The sequence below is a fragment of the Rhodococcus jostii NBRC 16295 genome (assembly GCF_001894825.1).
GTDB classification, from domain to species: domain Bacteria; phylum Actinomycetota; class Actinomycetes; order Mycobacteriales; family Mycobacteriaceae; genus Rhodococcus_F; species Rhodococcus_F jostii.
Genome location: NZ_BCWY01000006.1, coordinates 92,856 through 109,861, shown reverse-complemented (window position 1 = coordinate 109,861; position 17,006 = coordinate 92,856). Strand labels below are relative to the sequence as shown.

Annotated in this window: 19 protein-coding genes; 10 read left to right on the top strand and 9 right to left on the bottom strand. The window is 67.9% G+C overall.

Annotated elements, in window-relative coordinates:
* Positions 1 to 20: 20 nt before the first annotated feature.
* The 3 genes from RJ1_RS06900 to bluB are packed head-to-tail and all read left to right on the top strand — an operon-like array spanning position 21 to position 2,608.
* Positions 21 to 869 (top strand): alpha/beta fold hydrolase, encoded by an 849-nt coding sequence (locus tag RJ1_RS06900; protein WP_073359220.1) that lies wholly within the window; start codon positions 21 to 23, stop codon positions 867 to 869.
* A gap of 45 nt (positions 870 to 914) precedes the next feature.
* Positions 915 to 1,952, top strand: coding sequence for a CobW family GTP-binding protein (locus RJ1_RS06895; protein ID WP_073359219.1), 1,038 nt, complete (start codon positions 915 to 917; stop codon positions 1,950 to 1,952).
* Positions 1,949 to 2,608 carry a 5,6-dimethylbenzimidazole synthase gene (gene bluB, locus RJ1_RS06890; RefSeq protein WP_073359218.1) on the top strand — a complete coding sequence of 220 codons (660 nt, stop codon included), beginning with the start codon at positions 1,949 to 1,951 and terminating at the stop codon, positions 2,606 to 2,608. Before RJ1_RS06895 ends, bluB begins: the two co-directional genes overlap by 4 nt.
* Here bluB and RJ1_RS06885 read toward each other — a convergent pair.
* The 4 genes from RJ1_RS06885 to RJ1_RS06870 form a co-directional block, all read right to left on the bottom strand.
* Positions 2,605 to 4,023, bottom strand: a complete 1,419-nt coding sequence (locus RJ1_RS06885) for a DEAD/DEAH box helicase (protein ID WP_174694944.1) — start codon at positions 4,021 to 4,023, stop codon at positions 2,605 to 2,607. The genes bluB and RJ1_RS06885 overlap by 4 nt on opposite strands.
* A gap of 250 nt (positions 4,024 to 4,273) precedes the next feature.
* Complete coding sequence (locus RJ1_RS06880) at positions 4,274 to 4,687, bottom strand: molybdenum cofactor biosynthesis protein MoaE (protein WP_073359310.1); 414 nt, start codon at positions 4,685 to 4,687, stop codon at positions 4,274 to 4,276.
* Positions 4,680 to 5,654: a bifunctional molybdenum cofactor biosynthesis protein MoaC/MoaB gene (gene moaCB, locus RJ1_RS06875; protein WP_073359217.1), complete on the bottom strand. Its 975-nt coding sequence runs from the start codon at positions 5,652 to 5,654 to the stop codon at positions 4,680 to 4,682. Before moaCB ends, RJ1_RS06880 begins: the two co-directional genes overlap by 8 nt.
* Positions 5,651 to 6,835: a molybdopterin molybdotransferase MoeA gene (locus tag RJ1_RS06870; protein ID WP_073359216.1), complete on the bottom strand. Its 1,185-nt coding sequence runs from the start codon at positions 6,833 to 6,835 to the stop codon at positions 5,651 to 5,653. The genes moaCB and RJ1_RS06870 overlap by 4 nt, the downstream gene beginning before the upstream one ends.
* A 121-nt stretch (positions 6,836 to 6,956) precedes the next feature.
* On the opposite strand from RJ1_RS06870, the gene moaA reads away from it, so the two are divergent.
* Positions 6,957 to 8,012, top strand: a complete 1,056-nt coding sequence (gene moaA, locus RJ1_RS06865; protein WP_073359215.1) for a GTP 3',8-cyclase MoaA — start codon at positions 6,957 to 6,959, stop codon at positions 8,010 to 8,012.
* Positions 8,005 to 8,262 (top strand): MoaD/ThiS family protein, encoded by a 258-nt coding sequence (locus RJ1_RS06860; RefSeq protein ID WP_073359214.1) that lies wholly within the window; start codon positions 8,005 to 8,007, stop codon positions 8,260 to 8,262. The genes moaA and RJ1_RS06860 overlap by 8 nt, the downstream gene beginning before the upstream one ends.
* A 22-nt stretch (positions 8,263 to 8,284) precedes the next feature.
* Here RJ1_RS06860 and RJ1_RS06855 read toward each other — a convergent pair whose 3' ends face one another.
* Both RJ1_RS06855 and nadE read right to left on the bottom strand, forming a co-directional pair.
* Complete coding sequence (locus RJ1_RS06855) at positions 8,285 to 9,058, bottom strand: SDR family oxidoreductase (protein ID WP_073359213.1); 774 nt, start codon at positions 9,056 to 9,058, stop codon at positions 8,285 to 8,287.
* A gap of 4 nt (positions 9,059 to 9,062) precedes the next feature.
* Positions 9,063 to 9,902: an NAD(+) synthase gene (nadE, locus tag RJ1_RS06850; RefSeq protein ID WP_073359212.1), complete on the bottom strand. Its 840-nt coding sequence runs from the start codon at positions 9,900 to 9,902 to the stop codon at positions 9,063 to 9,065.
* Positions 9,903 to 9,952: 50 nt separating this feature from the next.
* On the opposite strand from nadE, the gene RJ1_RS06845 reads away from it, so the two are divergent.
* On the top strand, positions 9,953 to 10,504 hold the full coding sequence (locus RJ1_RS06845) for a nucleosidase (protein ID WP_073359211.1): 552 nt from the start codon (positions 9,953 to 9,955) through the stop codon (positions 10,502 to 10,504).
* On the opposite strand, the gene RJ1_RS06840 is transcribed toward RJ1_RS06845, so the two are convergent.
* Both RJ1_RS06840 and RJ1_RS06835 read right to left on the bottom strand, forming a co-directional pair.
* Positions 10,501 to 11,271: an META domain-containing protein gene (locus RJ1_RS06840; protein ID WP_073359210.1), complete on the bottom strand. Its 771-nt coding sequence runs from the start codon at positions 11,269 to 11,271 to the stop codon at positions 10,501 to 10,503. The two genes, RJ1_RS06845 and RJ1_RS06840, sit on opposite strands and share 4 nt — an antisense overlap.
* Before the next feature lie 34 nt (positions 11,272 to 11,305).
* Positions 11,306 to 11,905: a TetR/AcrR family transcriptional regulator gene (locus tag RJ1_RS06835; RefSeq protein ID WP_073359309.1), complete on the bottom strand. Its 600-nt coding sequence runs from the start codon at positions 11,903 to 11,905 to the stop codon at positions 11,306 to 11,308.
* A gap of 101 nt (positions 11,906 to 12,006) precedes the next feature.
* Between RJ1_RS06835 and RJ1_RS06830 the strand changes: the two genes are divergently transcribed.
* Positions 12,007 to 12,570: an NAD(P)H-dependent oxidoreductase gene (locus RJ1_RS06830; RefSeq protein WP_073359209.1), complete on the top strand. Its 564-nt coding sequence runs from the start codon at positions 12,007 to 12,009 to the stop codon at positions 12,568 to 12,570.
* A 30-nt stretch (positions 12,571 to 12,600) separates the two neighbouring features.
* Here the strand turns inward: RJ1_RS06830 and RJ1_RS06825 are convergent, their stop codons facing one another.
* The gene (locus RJ1_RS06825) at positions 12,601 to 13,434 is read right to left on the bottom strand and encodes a siderophore-interacting protein (RefSeq protein ID WP_073359208.1); all 834 of its coding nucleotides are present in this window, start codon (positions 13,432 to 13,434) and stop codon (positions 12,601 to 12,603) included.
* 563 nt (positions 13,435 to 13,997) lie between these two features.
* Between RJ1_RS06825 and RJ1_RS06820 the strand changes: the two genes are divergently transcribed.
* The 3 genes from RJ1_RS06820 to nrdE all read left to right on the top strand — a co-directional run bounded on the left by RJ1_RS06820 (position 13,998) and on the right by nrdE (position 16,937).
* Positions 13,998 to 14,231, top strand: a complete 234-nt coding sequence (locus tag RJ1_RS06820; RefSeq protein WP_005240286.1) for a redoxin NrdH — start codon at positions 13,998 to 14,000, stop codon at positions 14,229 to 14,231.
* 88 nt (positions 14,232 to 14,319) lie between these two features.
* Positions 14,320 to 14,796, top strand: coding sequence for a class Ib ribonucleoside-diphosphate reductase assembly flavoprotein NrdI (gene nrdI / locus RJ1_RS06815; RefSeq protein WP_073359207.1), 477 nt, complete (start codon positions 14,320 to 14,322; stop codon positions 14,794 to 14,796).
* Positions 14,754 to 16,937 carry a class 1b ribonucleoside-diphosphate reductase subunit alpha gene (gene nrdE, locus RJ1_RS06810; protein ID WP_083400689.1) on the top strand — a complete coding sequence of 728 codons (2,184 nt, stop codon included), beginning with the start codon at positions 14,754 to 14,756 and terminating at the stop codon, positions 16,935 to 16,937. Before nrdI ends, nrdE begins: the two co-directional genes overlap by 43 nt.
* The last annotated feature ends 69 nt before the right edge of the window (positions 16,938 to 17,006 follow it).

Genomic DNA, 17,006 nt, shown 5'->3' with positions numbered 1-17,006 from the left:
GATAACCCGAGGAGGACGTGATGGCGGCAGTCGACGACTTCTTCCGCGCCTACGACTCGCTGCTGGACGACTGGCCGGTGAACGTCACCCCCGTGAACGTCCCGACGCCGTTCGGGCCTACCCGGGTCAACGTGTGCGGACCTGAGACGGGTACGCCGATTCTCCTGCTTCCCGGGGGCGGGGCCACGTCGACCGTGTGGGTCGCCAACGTCGCGGCGCTCGCCCGTGGTCACCGGGTGTTCGCGGTGGACGTCATGGGCGACGTGGGGCGCAGCGTGAACGACGGCGCGCCGCTACGCACGGCCGCGGATCTGGTCGCGTGGCTGGACGCGGTGCTCGACCATCTCGGGGCGACATCGGCGGGGGTGGTCGGGCATTCGTACGGCGCCATGATCGCGCTCGCGTACGCGCTGCACGATTCCCGTCGCGTCGACCGTCTCGTGTTGCTCGACCCGACGTCCTGCTTCGCGGGCATGAGTCGGCGATACGTGCTCCACGCAGTGCCGCTGCTGATCCGGCCCACGGAGAAGCGGCAACGGCGCCTGATCGGCTGGGAGACCGCGGGCGCCGGCGTCGACCCCCGGTGGCTTCGTGTCACCGCGCTCGGGGCGGCCGCGTTCGGCCGCACCTCGCTGGTCGTGCCGCCACGCCCGAACGCCCGTGCATTGGAAGGACTGACGGTCGGCACCACCGTGGTGCTCGCGGGAGGCAGCCGGGCGCACGATGCGGGCCGGGTGGCGGAGAACGCCCGGCGGCTGCTCCCGTTTGCCACGGTGACGACGATTCCCGGAGCCACCCATCACACGTTGCCGATGACTCCCGCGGCCGACGTCGACGCGGCGATCCTCTCCGCGGGGGCGGGGCGCTAGGATGGGCGCCCGGTAGATCGTCGAGGGTCCACGGAGGTCGCAGCGTTGGCGAAGAAGCGGATTCCCGTCGTCATCGTCGCCGGATTCCTCGGTTCGGGGAAGACCACACTCCTCAACCACGTGCTCCGCAACAACCGCGGGGTCCGCGTCGGCGTCATCGTGAACGACTTCGGTGCCGTGAACATCGATTCGATGATGGTGGCCGGGCAGGTCGATTCCATGGTGTCGCTGAGCAACGGCTGCATGTGCTGCGCCGTCGACGTCAGCGACATGGACGAGATGCTGGACCGCCTGGCGGGCCCCACGTCGCAGATCGATGTGATCATCGTCGAGGCGAGCGGGCTTGCCGAGCCGCGCAACATGATTCGGCTCGTACTCGGCAGCGCGAACCCACACGTCGTCTACGGCGGTCTCGTCGTGATGGTCGACGGTGAGCAGTTCGAGGACATGTCGGCCCAGCACCCGGACCTCGGCAAGCAGGTCACGCTCGCAGACCTGGTGATCCTCAACAAGACCGACCGGATCGACGAAGGCCGACGCGCCGCCGTGCACGCGATGGTCCGCGACTACAACGACCGCGCGCCGGTCCTGACTACCGCACACGGCCGGATCGAGCCCACCCTGCTGTTCGACCGGGAGCCCGGACGTGAACCGGCGGCAGGGGAGCAGCTCACCCTCGATCAGCTCCTGCTGGATCAACACGACCACTGCGACGGTCACGACCATCTGCACTCGTCCTACGAGGCAGTCGATTTCGCCTCGGAGACGCCGATCGATCCGCGGCGGCTCGTCGAGTTCCTCGAGAAACGACCGGTCGGGATCTACCGGATCAAGGGATTCGTGCATTTCGCGGTGCCCGGGCAGTCGCGGAAGTTCGAGGTGCAGACGGTCGGACCGCACATCAGATTCACATCGACGCGCTGGGAACCCGGTGAGGAACGGGCGACGCAGCTGGTGCTCATCGGGGCCGACATCGAGGCCGAGCACGTGCGGAACCGGCTCGCGGACTGCGTCGTGGCCGACGGAGAAGATGCGGACCCCGGCGCGATGCTGGGTGTGCATCGCTATACCGTGACGGCGTGACCGAGTCTGCGTGTAGTCCCGAACCCCGCCCCGAACCCGTCTTGTCCGTGTACGACGCGATCCGTCGTCGCCGGGACGTACGGGCCGAGTTCACCGGGGAGCCGATCGCGCCGGGCGTCCTCGATCGAATTCTGGGCGCTGCGCACTGCGCCCCCAGCGTGGGCAACACACAACCGTGGGATTTCGTCGTCGTGCGCGACACCGGCACGTTGAATACGTTCGCCGAGCACGTGGCGGGTGCCCGTCAGCGGTTCGCGGAGTCGCTGCCGAAAGACCGGAAGAAGACGTTCGACCCGATCAAGATCGAAGGTATCTGCGAGAGCGGCATGGGTGTGGTCGTGACCTATGACCGGAGTCGCGGCGGCGAGCACATCCTCGGCAGGCACACGGTCGACGACACCGGCCTGTTCTCCGCGGTGCTCGCGATCCAGAATCTGTGGCTCGCCGCGGCCGCCGAGAACGTGGGTGTCGGCTGGGTGTCGTTCTACGACGAGCCGTATCTCACCGAACTACTGGGCATTCCGGAGCCGGTGCGCCCGATCGCGTGGCTGTGTGTGGGGAAGGTGGCCGAGTTCCAGCAGGTGCCGGACCTCGAGCGCTTCGGGTGGCGGGGGCGCCGGCCACTGGCCGACGCCGTCCACCTCGAGAAGTTCTAGCCCTGCCGGCGGCGTGAGCCGCCTGCGGCCGCGGTGCGGGTTCCGCCGCCCGTGGACGAGGCTGCACGGGTGCGGCCCGCTCCACCCGAGCGGGAGCGACGAGCCCCGCCGCCCTCACCGTGTGCGCGACCGCCCTGGCCGCGTCCACCCTGGGCGCCGCCCGGCCGCTGATTGCGTCCGCCGCCGTTCGACGCCGGTGCCGCCTTGGGAGCGGGGGTGACGTGCGGTGCGATGTCGCCGATCAGGTCGAGCACGTGTGCGGAATCCGCGGTGCTGCGGACGGGGGTCACCTTGATCGCGGCCTTGCGCATGAGGACCGCCAGGTCCTTGCGCTGCTCGGGCAGCACGACCGTCACGACGTCGCCGGCGCTGCCCGCGCGTGCGGTGCGACCGGAACGGTGCAGGTACGCCTTGTGCTCGGCGGGCGGATCGACGTGGACGACCAACTGCACGTCGTCGACGTGGACGCCGCGGGCCGCGACGTCGGTGGCCACCAGCACGCGTGCCTCACCGGCGGAGAAGGACGCGAGGTTGCGGTCGCGGGCCGCCTGCGACAGGTTGCCGTGCAGATCGACCGAGGGGATTCCCGCCTCGGTGAGCTGACGGGCCAGCTTGCGGGCCTGATGCTTGGTCCGCATGAACAGGATGCGCCGTCCGGTGCCGGACGCCAGTCGCTCGACCAGCTTGCGCTTGGCTTCGACGCCGTCGACGTCGAACACATGGTGCGTCATGGCGGCGACCGGCGAGTTCGCCTCGTCGACCGAGTGCAGGACCTCGTTCTTCAGGAACCGCTTCACCAGCTTGTCCACACCGTTGTCAAGGGTGGCGGAGAACAGCAGCCGCTGCCCCTGCTGGGGGGTTGCGCTGAGGATGCGTGTGACGACGGGCAGGAAGCCGAGGTCGGCCATGTGGTCGGCCTCGTCGAGCACGGTGATCTCGACGGCGTCGAGGCTCACGAACTTCTGCTTCATCAGGTCTTCGAGCCGTCCGGGGCACGCGACGACGATGTCGACGCCGGCCTTGAGCGCGCTGACCTGACGGTTCTGTGAGACACCACCGAAGATCGTGGTGACCCGCAGGTCGTAGGCGGCGGCGAGGGGCTCGAGTGCCGCGGTGATCTGGGTGGCGAGCTCGCGGGTGGGGGCCAGGATCAGACCCACCGGGCGGCCCGGGCGGCGCTTGCCGCCGGACAGTTCACCGGCGAGGCGGGACACCATCGGAATGGAGAAGGCGAGCGTCTTACCGCTGCCCGTCTTGCCGCGGCCGAGCACGTCGCGACCCGACAGCGTGTCGGGGAGGGTGTCGACCTGGATGGGGAACGGGGAGGTGATCCCCTTGTCGGCGAGCGCTTTCACCAGCGGTTCGCGGACACCGAGCGCGGCGAATGTCGTGTCGGGGGTACGTGTGTCAGACAAGTGGTCAGGCCTTTCGGGCACAGGGTCGTGCCCGGAGGGCCGATACGGAAGGTCTCCGTCGGAGCTCGAGCACAGGTTGGCGGCGTTGCCGGTCGGCAAGCTTCTTCGCCGTAAGAAGAGCGGATGCGAGTGCACATCCAACAGGATTCGGGTAACCGAACTGAATGCGTTCTACGACGCTGGATGACCGTCGTGGTCACCTAGTGATGGCGAGTCTACCTGGTGGCAGCCGAACGGTCCGACCGAGGAGTCACAGACCGACCCATTCGGAGGCTCCGTCGGCGAACTTCTGCCGCTTCCAGATGGGTACCTCATGCTTGATCCGTTCCACCAGTTCGGCGCACGCAGCGAACGCCGCGGCGCGGTGGGGAGCGGCCACCGCGGCGACCACCGCGAGGTCGCCGACGGTGAGGGATCCGACCCGGTGGACGGCTGCCACGGGGAGTCCGGTGGAGGCCGCCACCTCTTCGCACACGGTACGGAGGAAGCGCTCGGCGTCCGGGTGCGACTGGTACTCGAGGGCCGAAACCGATTGTCCACCATCATGATTGCGAACGACGCCGGTGAACACGACGACGGCGCCGTGCTCGGGGCCGGCCACGGCAGCGTCGACGACGGCGGGATCGAGGGGTTGATCCGAGATCTGGGCGAGGATGTCAGGCATCGTGCGCACCTCCGCCTGCGACCTGAGCGAGAAGATGATCGACGATGGGGTCGAGGACGGACAGCCCGTCCTTCACCCCGCCCGGCGAGCCGGGGAGATTCACGACCACTGTGCCGTTCGCCACACCGGCGAGTCCGCGGCTCAGCGAGGCGTGTGGGGTCACCTCCGTCCCGCGATTCCGGATGGCGTCGGCCACACCGGGCAGTTCGCGGTCGAGCACCGCACGGGTGGCCTCCGGGGTCGCATCCGTGGGGGAGACGCCGGTGCCGCCGGTGCTGATGATCAGCGCGGGATTGCCGGACAGTGCGTCGGCGAGGCCGGCCGCGATGTCGGCGTCCGCGTAGACCAGCGGTCCCCGGGTGGTGAAGCCGCGTTCCTCGAGCCACGCTGCGATCACCGGGCCGGTCGTGTCTTCCCGGGTGCCCTTCGCGCCGCCGGTCGAGGCGACCAGAACCGCCGCGGATCGCGGTGTCACCGTGAGGTTTCCGGTGCTCTGCTGCTCCCGCGTCCAGTGTCCGCGTTTGCCGCCGTCCTTGCTGAGCAACCGGACACCGTCCAGTGTCGCGGCGGGGTCGACCGCTTTCACCATGTCGTGCAACGTCAATCCGGCCACCGCCACGGCGGTGAGGGCCTCCATCTCGACGCCGGTCGGGCCCTTCGTCTTCGCGGTCGCCTCGATCGTGATGGCGTCGTCGGTGAATCCGAATTCCAGCTTCACCGACGACAGCGCGAGCTGATGGCACAGCGGAATCAGCTCGGACGTCTTCTTCGCTCCCGAGATCCCGGCGATCCGGGCCGTCGCGAGCACGTCGGCCTTGGGGAGGTCGTCGGCCCGGACCAGTTCGATCACCGCGGGGGTGGTGACCAGTTGCCCGGCGGCCACCGCGGTTCGAGTCGTGTCCGCTTTCGCGCTCACGTCGACCATGCGGGCGCGGCCCTCGCTGTCGAGGTGCGTCAGGTCGCTCATAGGGGGATCACTTTCACGAGTTGGCCGGCGTCGAGTGCGGTGACGTCGGCGGGAACGTCGAGGAGGACGTCCGCCCATGCCATCGCGGCGACGAGATGGGAACCGGGGCCGGACACGAGTTCGACTCCGGCATCGGTACGGCGGGCGCGGAGGAATTGCCGCTTGCCCTTGATGGAGGTGACGGCCGCGGCGAGCGGCAGTTCCTCGGGTTCGGTCGGGGAGAGCCCCGCCGCGCGCCGGATCTCGGGACGGGCGAACACCTCGAACGACACGAGGGTGCTCACAGGATTGCCGGGAAAGTTGAGTACGGGCGTACCGTCCACGACGGCGGTGCCCTGGGGGCCGCCCGGCTGCATCGCGACGTGACCGAACTCTGCGCCGAGCGGCGAGAGGGTCTCCTTGACCACCTCGAAGTCGCCCATCGACACTCCACCGGACGTCAGGACGAGATCGGCGGTGGTGGTCGCCTCCGCGAGCAGGGTTCGGAACTCGGCGGGATCGTCGCCGCTGCGGGTGATCGAGACGACCTCGGCACCGTTGGCCCGGGCACTCGACGCGAGGGCGATTCCGTTGGAGTCGTAGATCTCTCCCGGATGCAGTGTGGTGCCGGCGTCCACGAGTTCGGCGCCCGTGGTGATCACGGCGACGCGAGGCCGCGGGCGCACCGGGACGCGCTGCAGGCCGACGGCGGCGAGTACGGCGATGTGCCGGGCGGCGAGAATGCTGCCTGCGGGCAGCAGCAGGGTGCCCTCCCGGACGTCGCTGCCGCGCTCGCGCACGAACTCCCCGGCGGTGCGGGAGCGTCCGATCCGGACCTGTCCGTCCGTCGCCTCCGTGTCCTCCACCGGGACCACGGCGTCGGCGCCGTCGGGGATCGGCGCCCCGGTCATGATCCGGTAGGCGGTACCGGGAGTGTGCGTGGTGGCCTCGGCCGGGCCCGCGGCGATCACGCCCCGCACCGGGAGCACCGCCGGGACCGACGCCACGGATGCGGCATCGACCGCGTACCCGTCCATCTGCGAATTGCGGAACAACGGCAGGTCGACGGGGGAATGGACGTCGGCGGCGAGGACGCGTCCGAGTGCCTCGCCGAGCGGAATCTCCTCCGCCGGTCGCTCGTGGAGCGGCGCGAGGAGCTCGGCGACATGCTGGGCGTGCTGCTCCACAGAGCGTGCGGTCACGACATTCCTCCGGCCATGGTCACCAATCCTAGGCATCCTTCCGGCCGAGCGACGAGGGCACCGCGCCGGACAGCGATCACCCCTAGCGGCATACTGGACAGATGCAGGGAAAGGCAACTCGATGACGGCGGTGGAGATGGGTATCCCGACTGTCCGGTCGTCGGTGTCGCTCGCGGGCAGGCCGGACGTCGACCACCTGGTCGACCGGTTCGGCCGGGTGGCGCGCGACCTCCGGGTGTCCATCACCGAGAAGTGTTCGCTGCGCTGCACGTACTGCATGCCGGAGGAAGGGCTGCCGGCCATTCCGGCGCAGAACCTCCTCACCGCGAGCGAGATCGTCCGGCTCGTCGACATCGCCGTCCACCGCCTCGGCGTGCGCGAGGTCCGGTTCACCGGCGGCGAGCCGCTGATGCGGGTGGATCTCGAGCAGATGATCGCGGGCTGCGCCGAACGTGTGCCGGGGATCCCGCTGGCGATGACCACCAACGCGGTCGGTCTCGAACACCGCGCAGCCAAGCTTGCCCGTGCCGGTCTGACACGGGTCAACGTCTCCCTCGATTCGGTCGATCGCGAGCACTTCGCGAGGCTGACGCGACGCGATCGGCTGCCGTCCGTCATCGCAGGCATCCGCGCCGCCGCAGACGCCGGACTGGCGCCGCTGAAGATCAACGCGGTGCTGATGCCCGAAACACTCGGTGGCGCCGCCGATCTCCTGGAGTGGTGCCTGGCCGAGGGCGTCGCACTGCGGTTCATCGAGGAAATGCCGCTCGACGCCGATCACGAGTGGGCGCGCGAGAACATGGTTCCCGCCGACCGGTTGCTGGCCGTCCTCGGTGAGCGGTTCACGCTCACCGAACACGGCCGGGACGACCCCTCGGCGCCGGCCGAGGAGTGGCTCGTCGACGGTGGTCCGGCCACGGTCGGGATCATTGCGTCCGTCACCCGGTCGTTCTGCTCCGACTGCGACCGCACCCGCCTCACCGCCGAAGGAACGGTACGGTCGTGCCTGTTCAGTGACCAGGAGATCGACCTGAGGGCGGCGCTGCGGTCGGGTGCGGACGACGAGGAGCTGGCGCAGTTGTGGCGCGGCGCGATGTGGAACAAGTGGGCGGGCCACGGAATCAACGCGGACGGCTTCGCCCCGCCGGAACGCAGCATGGGAGCAATCGGTGGTTGACGTGACGGGTATTTCGATTCGGTATTTCGCAGCTGCCGCCGACGCGGCGGGGTGCACCAAGGAGACTCTCGACCTCCCCGCGAGCGCAGACCTCGGCCAGGTGAAAGAACTTCTCCTCGCGAAGTACGGGCCCGACATGCAGCGGGTGCTGTCGGTGTCCGCGTTCCTCGTCGACTCCGAGCTGACGCGCGATCTGACCCGCACGGCCGGTGCACAGGTGGACGTGCTGCCACCGTTCGCCGGCGGTTAGGGCACGTCCCAGGTCTGCGCGCTCAGCGGGAGTCGGCCAGCCACCGGTCGAAGGTGATCGTTCCGAACTGATTGTCGGGCACCAGGTTCAACCCCTCCCGGAAAAACTTCCCCATCGCGCCGGGGAGCGGAACATTCACGACGACACCGTGCGTGCCCGTGGCCTTCTTCCACGCCGCAGTGAGGTCGCGGGCGGTGCGGACCTCGGGGCCACCGATGGTGATCGGGCCCTCCGGTGACGGTTCGGCGGCCAGGGCGGCGTCGACCAGCGCGGTCGCGACGTCCCGGGTGTCGATCGTCTGGAAGCTCGTCTTGGAGAAGGCGGGTATCAATCCGGCCCTGCTCGCCGGCTTCGCGATCATGGGGATGAAATCGTGGAACTGGGTGGCCCGCACGATCGTCGTGTCCATCGCCGCGTTCTCGTAGACCAGTTCCTGCTTCCGCTTCGCCTGGTAGTAGGCGAAGTCGCTCCGATCGACGTTGACGATGGAGAGCAGCACGGCGCGTCCGACCCCGGCGCCGTCCGCGGTGGCGAGCAGGTTCTCGGCGCCCTTCTCGAGCACGGCCCGGGTGCCCCGGGTCTTGCCGTCGGTGGTGTCGACCACCACGTCGACGCCGTCCAATGCTTCCGCGAGACCGTCACCGGTGACGAGATCGCCGTGGAAGTGGACGATTTCGCTGCCGGGGGCACCACCGTGCCGGGTCAGGACCCGGACCGAGTGACCGCGAGCGAGGAACTCCTTGACCACCTGCCGGCCTGCAGTGCCGGTACCGCCCGCGACCAGCGCCTGGACCATCGGGTCACCGCCACCACGTGTCGAGCGGTGTCACCGGGACGGTCCGCTTGTGCCGGGTGCTGCGGTACATCGTCTCGAGCTTCCGGGCGATGTCCTCCGGCACATCCTTGCCCTCGAGGTAGTCGTCGATCTGCGCGTACGTCACTCCCAGCGCCTCCTCGTCGGGAAGGGCGGGACGATCGTCCTCGAGGTCGGCGGTGGGGACCTTCTTCCACGTGCTCTCGGGTGCGCCGAGTTCGCGTAGGAGTGCAGCGCCCTGACGCTTGGACAACCCGGTCAGGGGGGTGACGTCCACGCCGCCGTCGCCGAACTTGGTGAAGAATCCGGTGATCGCCTCGGCGGCGTGATCGGTGCCGACCACGAGATACCCGAGCTGTCCGGCGATCGAGTACTGGATCACCATGCGTTCGCGGGCCTTGATGTTGCCGCGGACGAAATCGCGCAGCTCACCGCCGTCGCCGATGATGTCGCGCAGCGCCTCGGACGATTCCTTCGCGGTGGCGTCCGCGCCGGGCTTCACGTTGACGACCACCGACCGGTCGGGCTTGATGAAGTCGAGGGAGATCTGGGCATCCGACTCGTCGGCCTGGGTGCCGTAGGGGAGCCGGACGGCGACGAACTCGGCGTCGTGGCCCTCGTCGCGCAGCTCGCTCGCCGCGAGCTGGGCGAGACGTCCGGTGAGGGTGCTGTCCTGACCGCCGCTGATGCCGAGGACGAAGCCCTTGGCCGGGGTCGACAGCAGGTAGTCCTTCAGGAACTGAACGCGTTTGCGGATCTCGTCGGCCGCGTCGATGGTGGGCCGGGCACCGAGTTCCTCGAGGATCTGCGCACGTGGATTCGCCATGACAGAACTCTAGCGAGTGCCCCTGACAGGCGCAGGGTACGGTTCCGCGCATGAGTAGATCGGACGTCCTGGTGGTCAGCGCGACCAAGGCGGAGGCGGTGCACGTCCCCTCGGGGTTCGAGGTTCTGATCACGGGCATCGGCAAGGTGAGCGCTGCCGTGGCCGTGGCGTCCGCGCTCGCCGACTACCCCCGGAATGACAAGCCTCTCGTCGTCAACATCGGCACCGCGGGTGCGTTGCACGAGCATCACAGCGGCCTGTTCACGCCGTCGACCGTCCTCAACCACGACATCAGTGGCGACGCCATCCGGGCGCTCGGGCACGAGGTGGCCGATGTCCTCGCCCTGCCGGACGGCGACGGTTCCGTGCTCGCGACCGGTGACCTGTTCGTGGCGGATGCCGCGGTGCGCGACGTACTGGCCCGGCGAGCCGACCTCGTGGACATGGAGGGTTTCGCCATCGCCTACGCCAGCGCCCGTAGCGGCGCCCGGTGCCGGCTGGTCAAGCACGTCAGCGACACGGCCGACGACTCGGCCCTGGACTGGCCCGCGCGGATCGATGCCAGCGCCCGGGCGCTGGGCAGCTGGCTCGCGGCCCTCTAGCTCGCCCGCAGCGTCAACCCGAACCCGTCGGCGTTGGTCACCTGCATCGTGTCCGAATGGACGCTGTAACTCGTTTCGCCGGTCAACGCTGCGAGAACCGCACGCTCGACCTCCATGACGTCCGGAGGACAGGCCATCCGGGTGGTGGCCCAGGGCCCGAACGTGATCGAACTCGGCTGCACGTCCGCGGACCCGCTCATCCGGTTGCAGCCGGTGAAGCCGGACGCGGAACCGTCCCGGGCGATCAGCAACTGAGGTGCAGTCTGCTCCAGCACCGCGGTCGTCGTGACCGCATCGGGGCTGATCAGCGCGGTCACCGTCCAGGTGGTCCCGAAAACGGGCCGATCCGGCCGGGCGACCTTTTCGTCCGACAGCGTCACCGAACCGCTGGCCGTGGTGAGGGTGAGGGTGTCGCCGTCGAGGGTCCAATTCGGCTGCGCGTCCAGCAGTCCCGCCGCCCAGGCGTCCGCGCCGGCCGCCTCACCCGGGCACGCCATCAGCGTCATCGCGAGCGGACCGGCAACCAGCTTTCCGTCGGCCAGGTCGACGTCGGCGCTGCCCTGATTACAGCCGGCAGCGACGGAGAGGCGTCCGGGGTCGGTGAACCCGAGGACGAGCGGCCCGCCGCCCGGAATGGGATCGCCCTCCACCGAGGTGGAGACGAACGTGCGGCCGGTCGGATCCGCCGGCGTGGTCTGCCCGTCCCCGCCGCAGGCGGTGAGCGAGGCGAACGTCAGGATGCCGAGAACGGCGGCGGTGGTGCGCATTCCCCGAGGTTAGACAAAAGGCCCGGATTCGGGTTCAACATCGGGTGACGCGCCGGATCAGGTCTTCCCAGGCGGCGCCGAGCCGTTCGACCGACATGCCCAGGTCGCGTAGTTCGTGCAACACCAGCGTGGCCTCGAGCGGCGCGAGGAGCGAACAGGCGAGCAGTTCGTGGTCGCCCTGCACCCCGGCGGCGCGGAGCAGGGACACGACGTGGCGCACCGACACCGCCCGCGCGGGTGCGGCGAACCGGAACTCGAGGGAGTTCTCCGCGGCGCGCTGCACCTCGCCCTGCACCTCCACGATCGCGATGCGGGCGTGGCCGAAGGCGATCAGCCGGTCGATCGGGTCGGCGCCGGGCCCGAGGGGTGGCGGACCGAACATGAAGCCCTGCTGGAGTTCACGTTCGGTGTGGTCGAGAAGTGCGTGCATGAGACCGGAGCGGCTACCGAACCGGCGAAACACTGTGCCCTTGCCCACACCCGCCCTGCAGGCGACGGCGTCCATGGTGACGGCGTCGACGCCGCGCTCGGCCACCAGCAGCGCAGCCGCATCGAGCAGAAGACGCCGGTTACGTGCGGCGTCTCCGCGTTCGGGGGGATCGACCCCGATCTGGGGAAGTAGGGGGCTGGTCACGGTTCGCATCCTACCGTGACGGGAACATAAGTGGACCGCGGTCCGTTTAGTTGCTATACATGTTCGCGAGTCGCCCTACGCACCATCGAAGGATTATTGACATGTCACAGACCAACGTTCTCGTTCTCGTCGGCAGCCTGCGCGCCGCCTCGGTCAACCGTCAGCTCGCGGAGACCGCGGTCGCCGTGGCACCCGAGGGTGCCGAGGTGACCGTGTTCGACGGGCTCGGAGAGGTCCCCTTCTACAACGAGGACATCGACGTCGCCGGTTCCATCCCCGCCGTCGAGGCCCTGCGTGACGCCGCGGGCCGCGCCGACGCGCTCCTCATCCTGACGCCCGAGTACAACGGCACCATCCCTGCCGTCCTCAAGAACGCGATCGACTGGATCTCCCGGCCGTACGGCACCGGCGCCGTGAAGGACAAGCCCGTCGCCGTCATCAGCGCCTCGCCCAGCGGCAACGGCGCACAGTGGGCGCACGAGGACACCCGCAAGGCCGTCCGCATCGCCGGCGGCAAGGTCCTCGAAGACGTCACCCTCGCCATCGGCGGCACCATCGACAAGTTCGGTGACCGCCACCCGCGCGAGAACGCCGAGGTCGCGCAGCAGGTCGCCGACGTCGTCGCCAGCCTCGTCGAGGCCACGAAGCAGCTCGTCGACGCCTGACGGTCGCCCGCGCGCGGGATGCCGCCGCCGCTACAGTCCGGTCCGATCCAGGGCTGCGTCGACGGCGTCCCGCACCGAGTCGAAGTCGTGACCGGCCGCCAGGGCAGAGTCCCTGGCGGCTTCTATCTGTTCGCGCACCGTCTCGTACCGCGCGACCCACTCCTCCTTGTTGTCGCGCCAATAGCCGATGACGTCGTAGCGGTCCGCCGGCCAGCCCAGTTCGTGGCGCAACCAGCGCCGGACCACCCGCGACACCTTCGCCTCGCCCGCGAACCACACGTATCCCGGTGCGTCCGGTCGTACCCAGTCGCGGGCCGCCTCGGCGAGCAGACTGTCGCCGGTGCCGTTGCCGCTCCCGTGCAGCCAGGTGGTGGTCTGCGCGGCGGCGGTGGCGAACTCCTGCCGGTCGCCCCGGGTGGTGACCTCCGCGATCACGTGCACGCGCGCCGTGCCCGGTAGTTCCTCGACGATCCGGCCGACGGCAGGCAGAGCCGTCATATCGGCGATCAGGAGCTGCCATGCGGCGTCGGCGGGCGGTGCGTACCACCCCGACGCTGTGGAGAATCCCAGGGACTCGCCGGGTTGTGCGCGAGCCGCCCACTGCGCCGCCGCCCCGCCCGCATGGACGGCGAAATCGATGTCCATCTCGAGCGCGTCCGGGTTCCAGCGGCGGACGGTGTAGCTGCGCTTCTCGGCGCCGTCCGGTGGGAACGCGAGCAGCAGGCGCTCGTCCGGCCGCCCGCTGGACTCGAATCGGCCGAGATCTCCGCCCACGAGGGTGATCCTCTGCATGTTCGGCGTCACCCTCGTGGTGCGCACCACGGGCGCCGACCAGTCGAGGTGTTCGAGGGACTCTTCGGGCATGCGCTCAAGTTACCGGGACCGGTCGTCGGGCCTGCAGTTACCGGCCGGCAAGCGCAGGGGTGCGGTGCCCACGACGTCCTGTGCCGGGCGGCGAGCGGCGGGCCGCGACGGTGGCTCGGCGGCGGGCGCCGGAAGGGGGGCGGACAGTGCCCGCCGGAGTGGTGTCCGGGGTGGTGCGGACGGTGCGCCCGCGGGGTCCGCGCAGCGGATGCGGGCGTGTCCGCCGAGGTGACGTAAGCTCCCTGAGCCTCCAGCGCACGAGCGCGATCCGCGGGGTGACCCGCATCACGCCGAAAATGTGATGCGCGACACGCCGATGTGAGTGCGAAATTTATGGTCGCCGGAATGACGACCTGGGAATTTCATCGATGTGACTCACAACATCTCGGGTTAAGTGTTTCTGTCGGCCACTAGGTGTAGTGTCTTGAGCACTGAGAGACCACAACGAGAACCGACTCGGTGAGCATCTCCATCGGGGGTCACCGCCATCTCGATCAGGGGAGATCTCAGTGCGCTGAACACACACTTCGTCAGCTCCATTCGGCAGTGGAAAGAGGGACTTCATGAGCATCACCGTCTACACCAAGCCCGCTTGCGTTCAGTGCAATGCCACCTACCGGGCCCTCGACAAGGCGGGTATCGAATACTCCGTCGTCGACATCACCGAAGACCCCGAAGCCCGGGACTACGTCATGGCGCTGGGATACCTGCAGGCGCCCGTGATCGTGGCCGGTGACGAGCACTGGTCGGGCTTCCGCCCCGACCGCATCAAGACCCTCTCGGCAAACGCTGCTTGAAGCGAGGCGATCGCACCGCCCGAGATCGAGAACGATCCGGTTCCCGGGCGGCCGTAAACGGTAGTACTAGTCCAGATGGTGGAAACCGATGACATCGCTGGTGTACTTCTCCAGCGCCTCGGAGAACACGCACCGATTCGTCCAGCGGCTCGGGCTGCCTGCGACGCGCATACCCATACACGACCGCGAGGGCACCTTCGAGGTTCACGAACCCTACGTGCTGATCGTCCCCACCTACGGCGGGGGAACGACGGCCATGGGACGCGACACCAGTTACGTCCCGAAGCCGGTCATCCGATTTCTCAACAACACACACAACAGGTCGCTGATCCGAGCCGTGATCGCGGCAGGAAACACCAACTTCGGTGAATCCTATTGTTTTGCAGGAAACATCATTTCTCAGAAATGCCACGTTCCCTACCTCTACCGCTTCGAACTCATGGGCACAGCCGAGGACGTCGAGCGGGTCAGGGCCGGTCTGGGTGAATTCTGGGATCACTTAGACGACGAGGAGCACGAGAAGTGGCGCCGACCATCACAGACACCATCGACGCGGGGAGCGTAGAGCGCGACGCGCGCGGTGGAGACTCGACGAACGGTCTCGATTACCACGCGCTCAACGCAATGCTCAACCTGTACGGCCCCAACGGCGAAATCCAGTTCGACAAGGATGTCGCCGCCGCCCGCCAGTACTTCCTGCAGCACGTCAACCAGAACACCGTCTTCTTCCACAACCTGGACGAGAAGCTCGACTACCTCGTGGAAGAGAACTACTACGAGCCCGAGGTCCTCGACCAGTACTCGCGCGCCTTCGTGAAGTCGCTGATCGATCACGCCTACGCCAAGAAGTTCCGCTTCCCGACGTTCCTGGGCGCGTTCAAGTACTACACCTCGTACACGCTCAAGACGTTCGACGGCAAGCGTTACCTGGAGCGGTTCGAGGACCGCGTCTGCATGGTCGCGCTCACGCTCGCCGCCGGCGACGAAGAGCTGGCGACCAAACTCGTCGACGAGATCATCGCCGGCCGGTTCCAGCCCGCCACCCCCACGTTCCTCAACTCCGGTAAGAAGCAGCGCGGCGAGCCCGTGTCCTGCTTCCTGCTGCGCATCGAGGACAACATGGAGTCCATCGGCCGCTCCATCAACTCGGCGCTGCAGCTGTCCAAGCGCGGCGGCGGAGTTGCGTTGCTGCTCAGCAACGTTCGTGAGCACGGCGCCCCGATCAAGAAGATCGAGAACCAGAGCTCGGGCGTCATTCCGATCATGAAGCTGCTCGAGGACTCCTTCTCGTACGCCAACCAGCTGGGTGCCCGTCAGGGCGCCGGCGCGGTGTACCTGCACGCGCACCACCCCGACATCTACCGGTTCCTCGACACCAAGCGTGAGAACGCGGACGAGAAGATCCGTATCAAGACCCTGTCGCTGGGTGTCGTCATCCCGGACATCACGTTCGAGCTGGCGAAGAAGAACGAGGACATGTACCTGTTCTCGCCCTACGACGTCGAGCGCATCTACGGTGTGCCGTTCGCCGACATCAACGTCACCGAGAAGTACTACGAGATGGTCGACGACAAGCGGATCCGCAAGTCGAAGATCAAGGCGCGCGAGTTCTTCCAGACCATCGCCGAGCTGCAGTTCGAGTCGGGCTACCCGTACATCATGTTCGAGGACACGGTGAACCGGGCCAACCCCATCGAGGGCAAGATCACCCACTCCAACCTGTGCTCGGAGATCCTGCAGGTCTCGACGCCGTCGCTGTTCAACGACGACCTCTCCTACAGCGAGGTCGGCAAGGACATTTCCTGCAACCTCGGCTCGCTGAACATCGCGAAGGCCATGGACTCACCGGACTTCGCCCGCACCATCGAGGTGTCGATCCGCGCGCTCACCGCGGTGTCGGATCAGACGCACATCTACTCGGTGCCGTCGATCGAGCAGGGCAACAACGACTCTCACGCCATCGGTCTCGGCCAGATGAACCTGCACGGGTACCTGGCCCGCGAACGGATCTTCTACGGCTCCGAAGAGGGCATCGACTTCACGAACATCTACTTCTACACCGTCGTGTTCCACGCGGTGCGGGCGTCCAACCGGATCGCCATCGAGCGGGGCACCCACTTCAAGGGCTTCCCGCAGTCCAAGTACGCGTCCGGCGAGTACTTCGACAAGTACACCGATCAGGTGTGGGAGCCGAAGACGGAGCGGGTGCGGCAGCTGTTCGCCGAGTCGGATGTGCACATCCCGACGCAGGACGACTGGCGCGAGCTGAAGGCGTCCGTGCAGAAGTACGGCATCTACAACCAGAACCTGCAGGCCGTCCCGCCGACCGGGTCGATCTCGTACATCAACTACTCCACCAGCTCCATCCACCCGGTGGCGTCGAAGATCGAGATCCGCAAGGAAGGCAAGATCGGCCGCGTCTACTACCCGGCGCCCTACCTGACCAACGACAACCTGGAGTACTACCAGGATGCCTACGAGATCGGGTACGAGAAGATCGTCGACACCTACGCCGCCGCGACGCAGCACGTCGACCAGGGGCTGTCGCTGACGCTGTTCTTCAAGGACACCGCCACCACCCGCGACATCAACAAGGCGCAGATCTACGCGTGGCGCAAGGGCATCAAGACGCTGTACTACATCCGTCTGCGTCAGATGGCTCTGGAGGGTACCGAGGTCGAAGGTTGCGTTTCCTGCATGCTGTAGGCGGCTCCGCCGCCCGTGAGTACTTGTCAACCGCCGGCGGTTAATAAGTACTCACAGCCGAACGAAGTG

Bases quoted from the DNA above. Each gene is read 5' to 3' on its own strand.
- RJ1_RS06900 (WP_073359220.1), top strand. From the start codon at position 21: ATGGCGGCAGTCGACGACTTCTTCCGCGCCTACGACTCGCTGCTGGAC.
- RJ1_RS06830 (WP_073359209.1), top strand. From the start codon at position 12,007: ATGTCACAGACCAACGTTCTCGTTCTCGTCGGCAGCCTGCGCGCCGCC.
- nrdI (WP_073359207.1), top strand. From the start codon at position 14,320: ATGACATCGCTGGTGTACTTCTCCAGCGCCTCGGAGAACACGCACCGA.
- RJ1_RS06825 (WP_073359208.1), bottom strand. From the start codon at position 13,434: ATGCCCGAAGAGTCCCTCGAACACCTCGACTGGTCGGCGCCCGTGGTG.
- RJ1_RS06820 (WP_005240286.1), top strand. From the start codon at position 13,998: ATGAGCATCACCGTCTACACCAAGCCCGCTTGCGTTCAGTGCAATGCC.
- moaCB (WP_073359217.1), bottom strand. From the start codon at position 5,654: ATGAGCGACCTGACGCACCTCGACAGCGAGGGCCGCGCCCGCATGGTC.
- nadE (WP_073359212.1), bottom strand. From the start codon at position 9,902: ATGGCGAATCCACGTGCGCAGATCCTCGAGGAACTCGGTGCCCGGCCC.
- RJ1_RS06840 (WP_073359210.1), bottom strand. From the start codon at position 11,271: ATGCGCACCACCGCCGCCGTTCTCGGCATCCTGACGTTCGCCTCGCTC.
- moaA (WP_073359215.1), top strand. From the start codon at position 6,957: ATGACGGCGGTGGAGATGGGTATCCCGACTGTCCGGTCGTCGGTGTCG.
- RJ1_RS06855 (WP_073359213.1), bottom strand. From the start codon at position 9,058: ATGGTCCAGGCGCTGGTCGCGGGCGGTACCGGCACTGCAGGCCGGCAG.
- RJ1_RS06880 (WP_073359310.1), bottom strand. From the start codon at position 4,687: ATGCCTGACATCCTCGCCCAGATCTCGGATCAACCCCTCGATCCCGCC.
- RJ1_RS06845 (WP_073359211.1), top strand. From the start codon at position 9,953: ATGAGTAGATCGGACGTCCTGGTGGTCAGCGCGACCAAGGCGGAGGCG.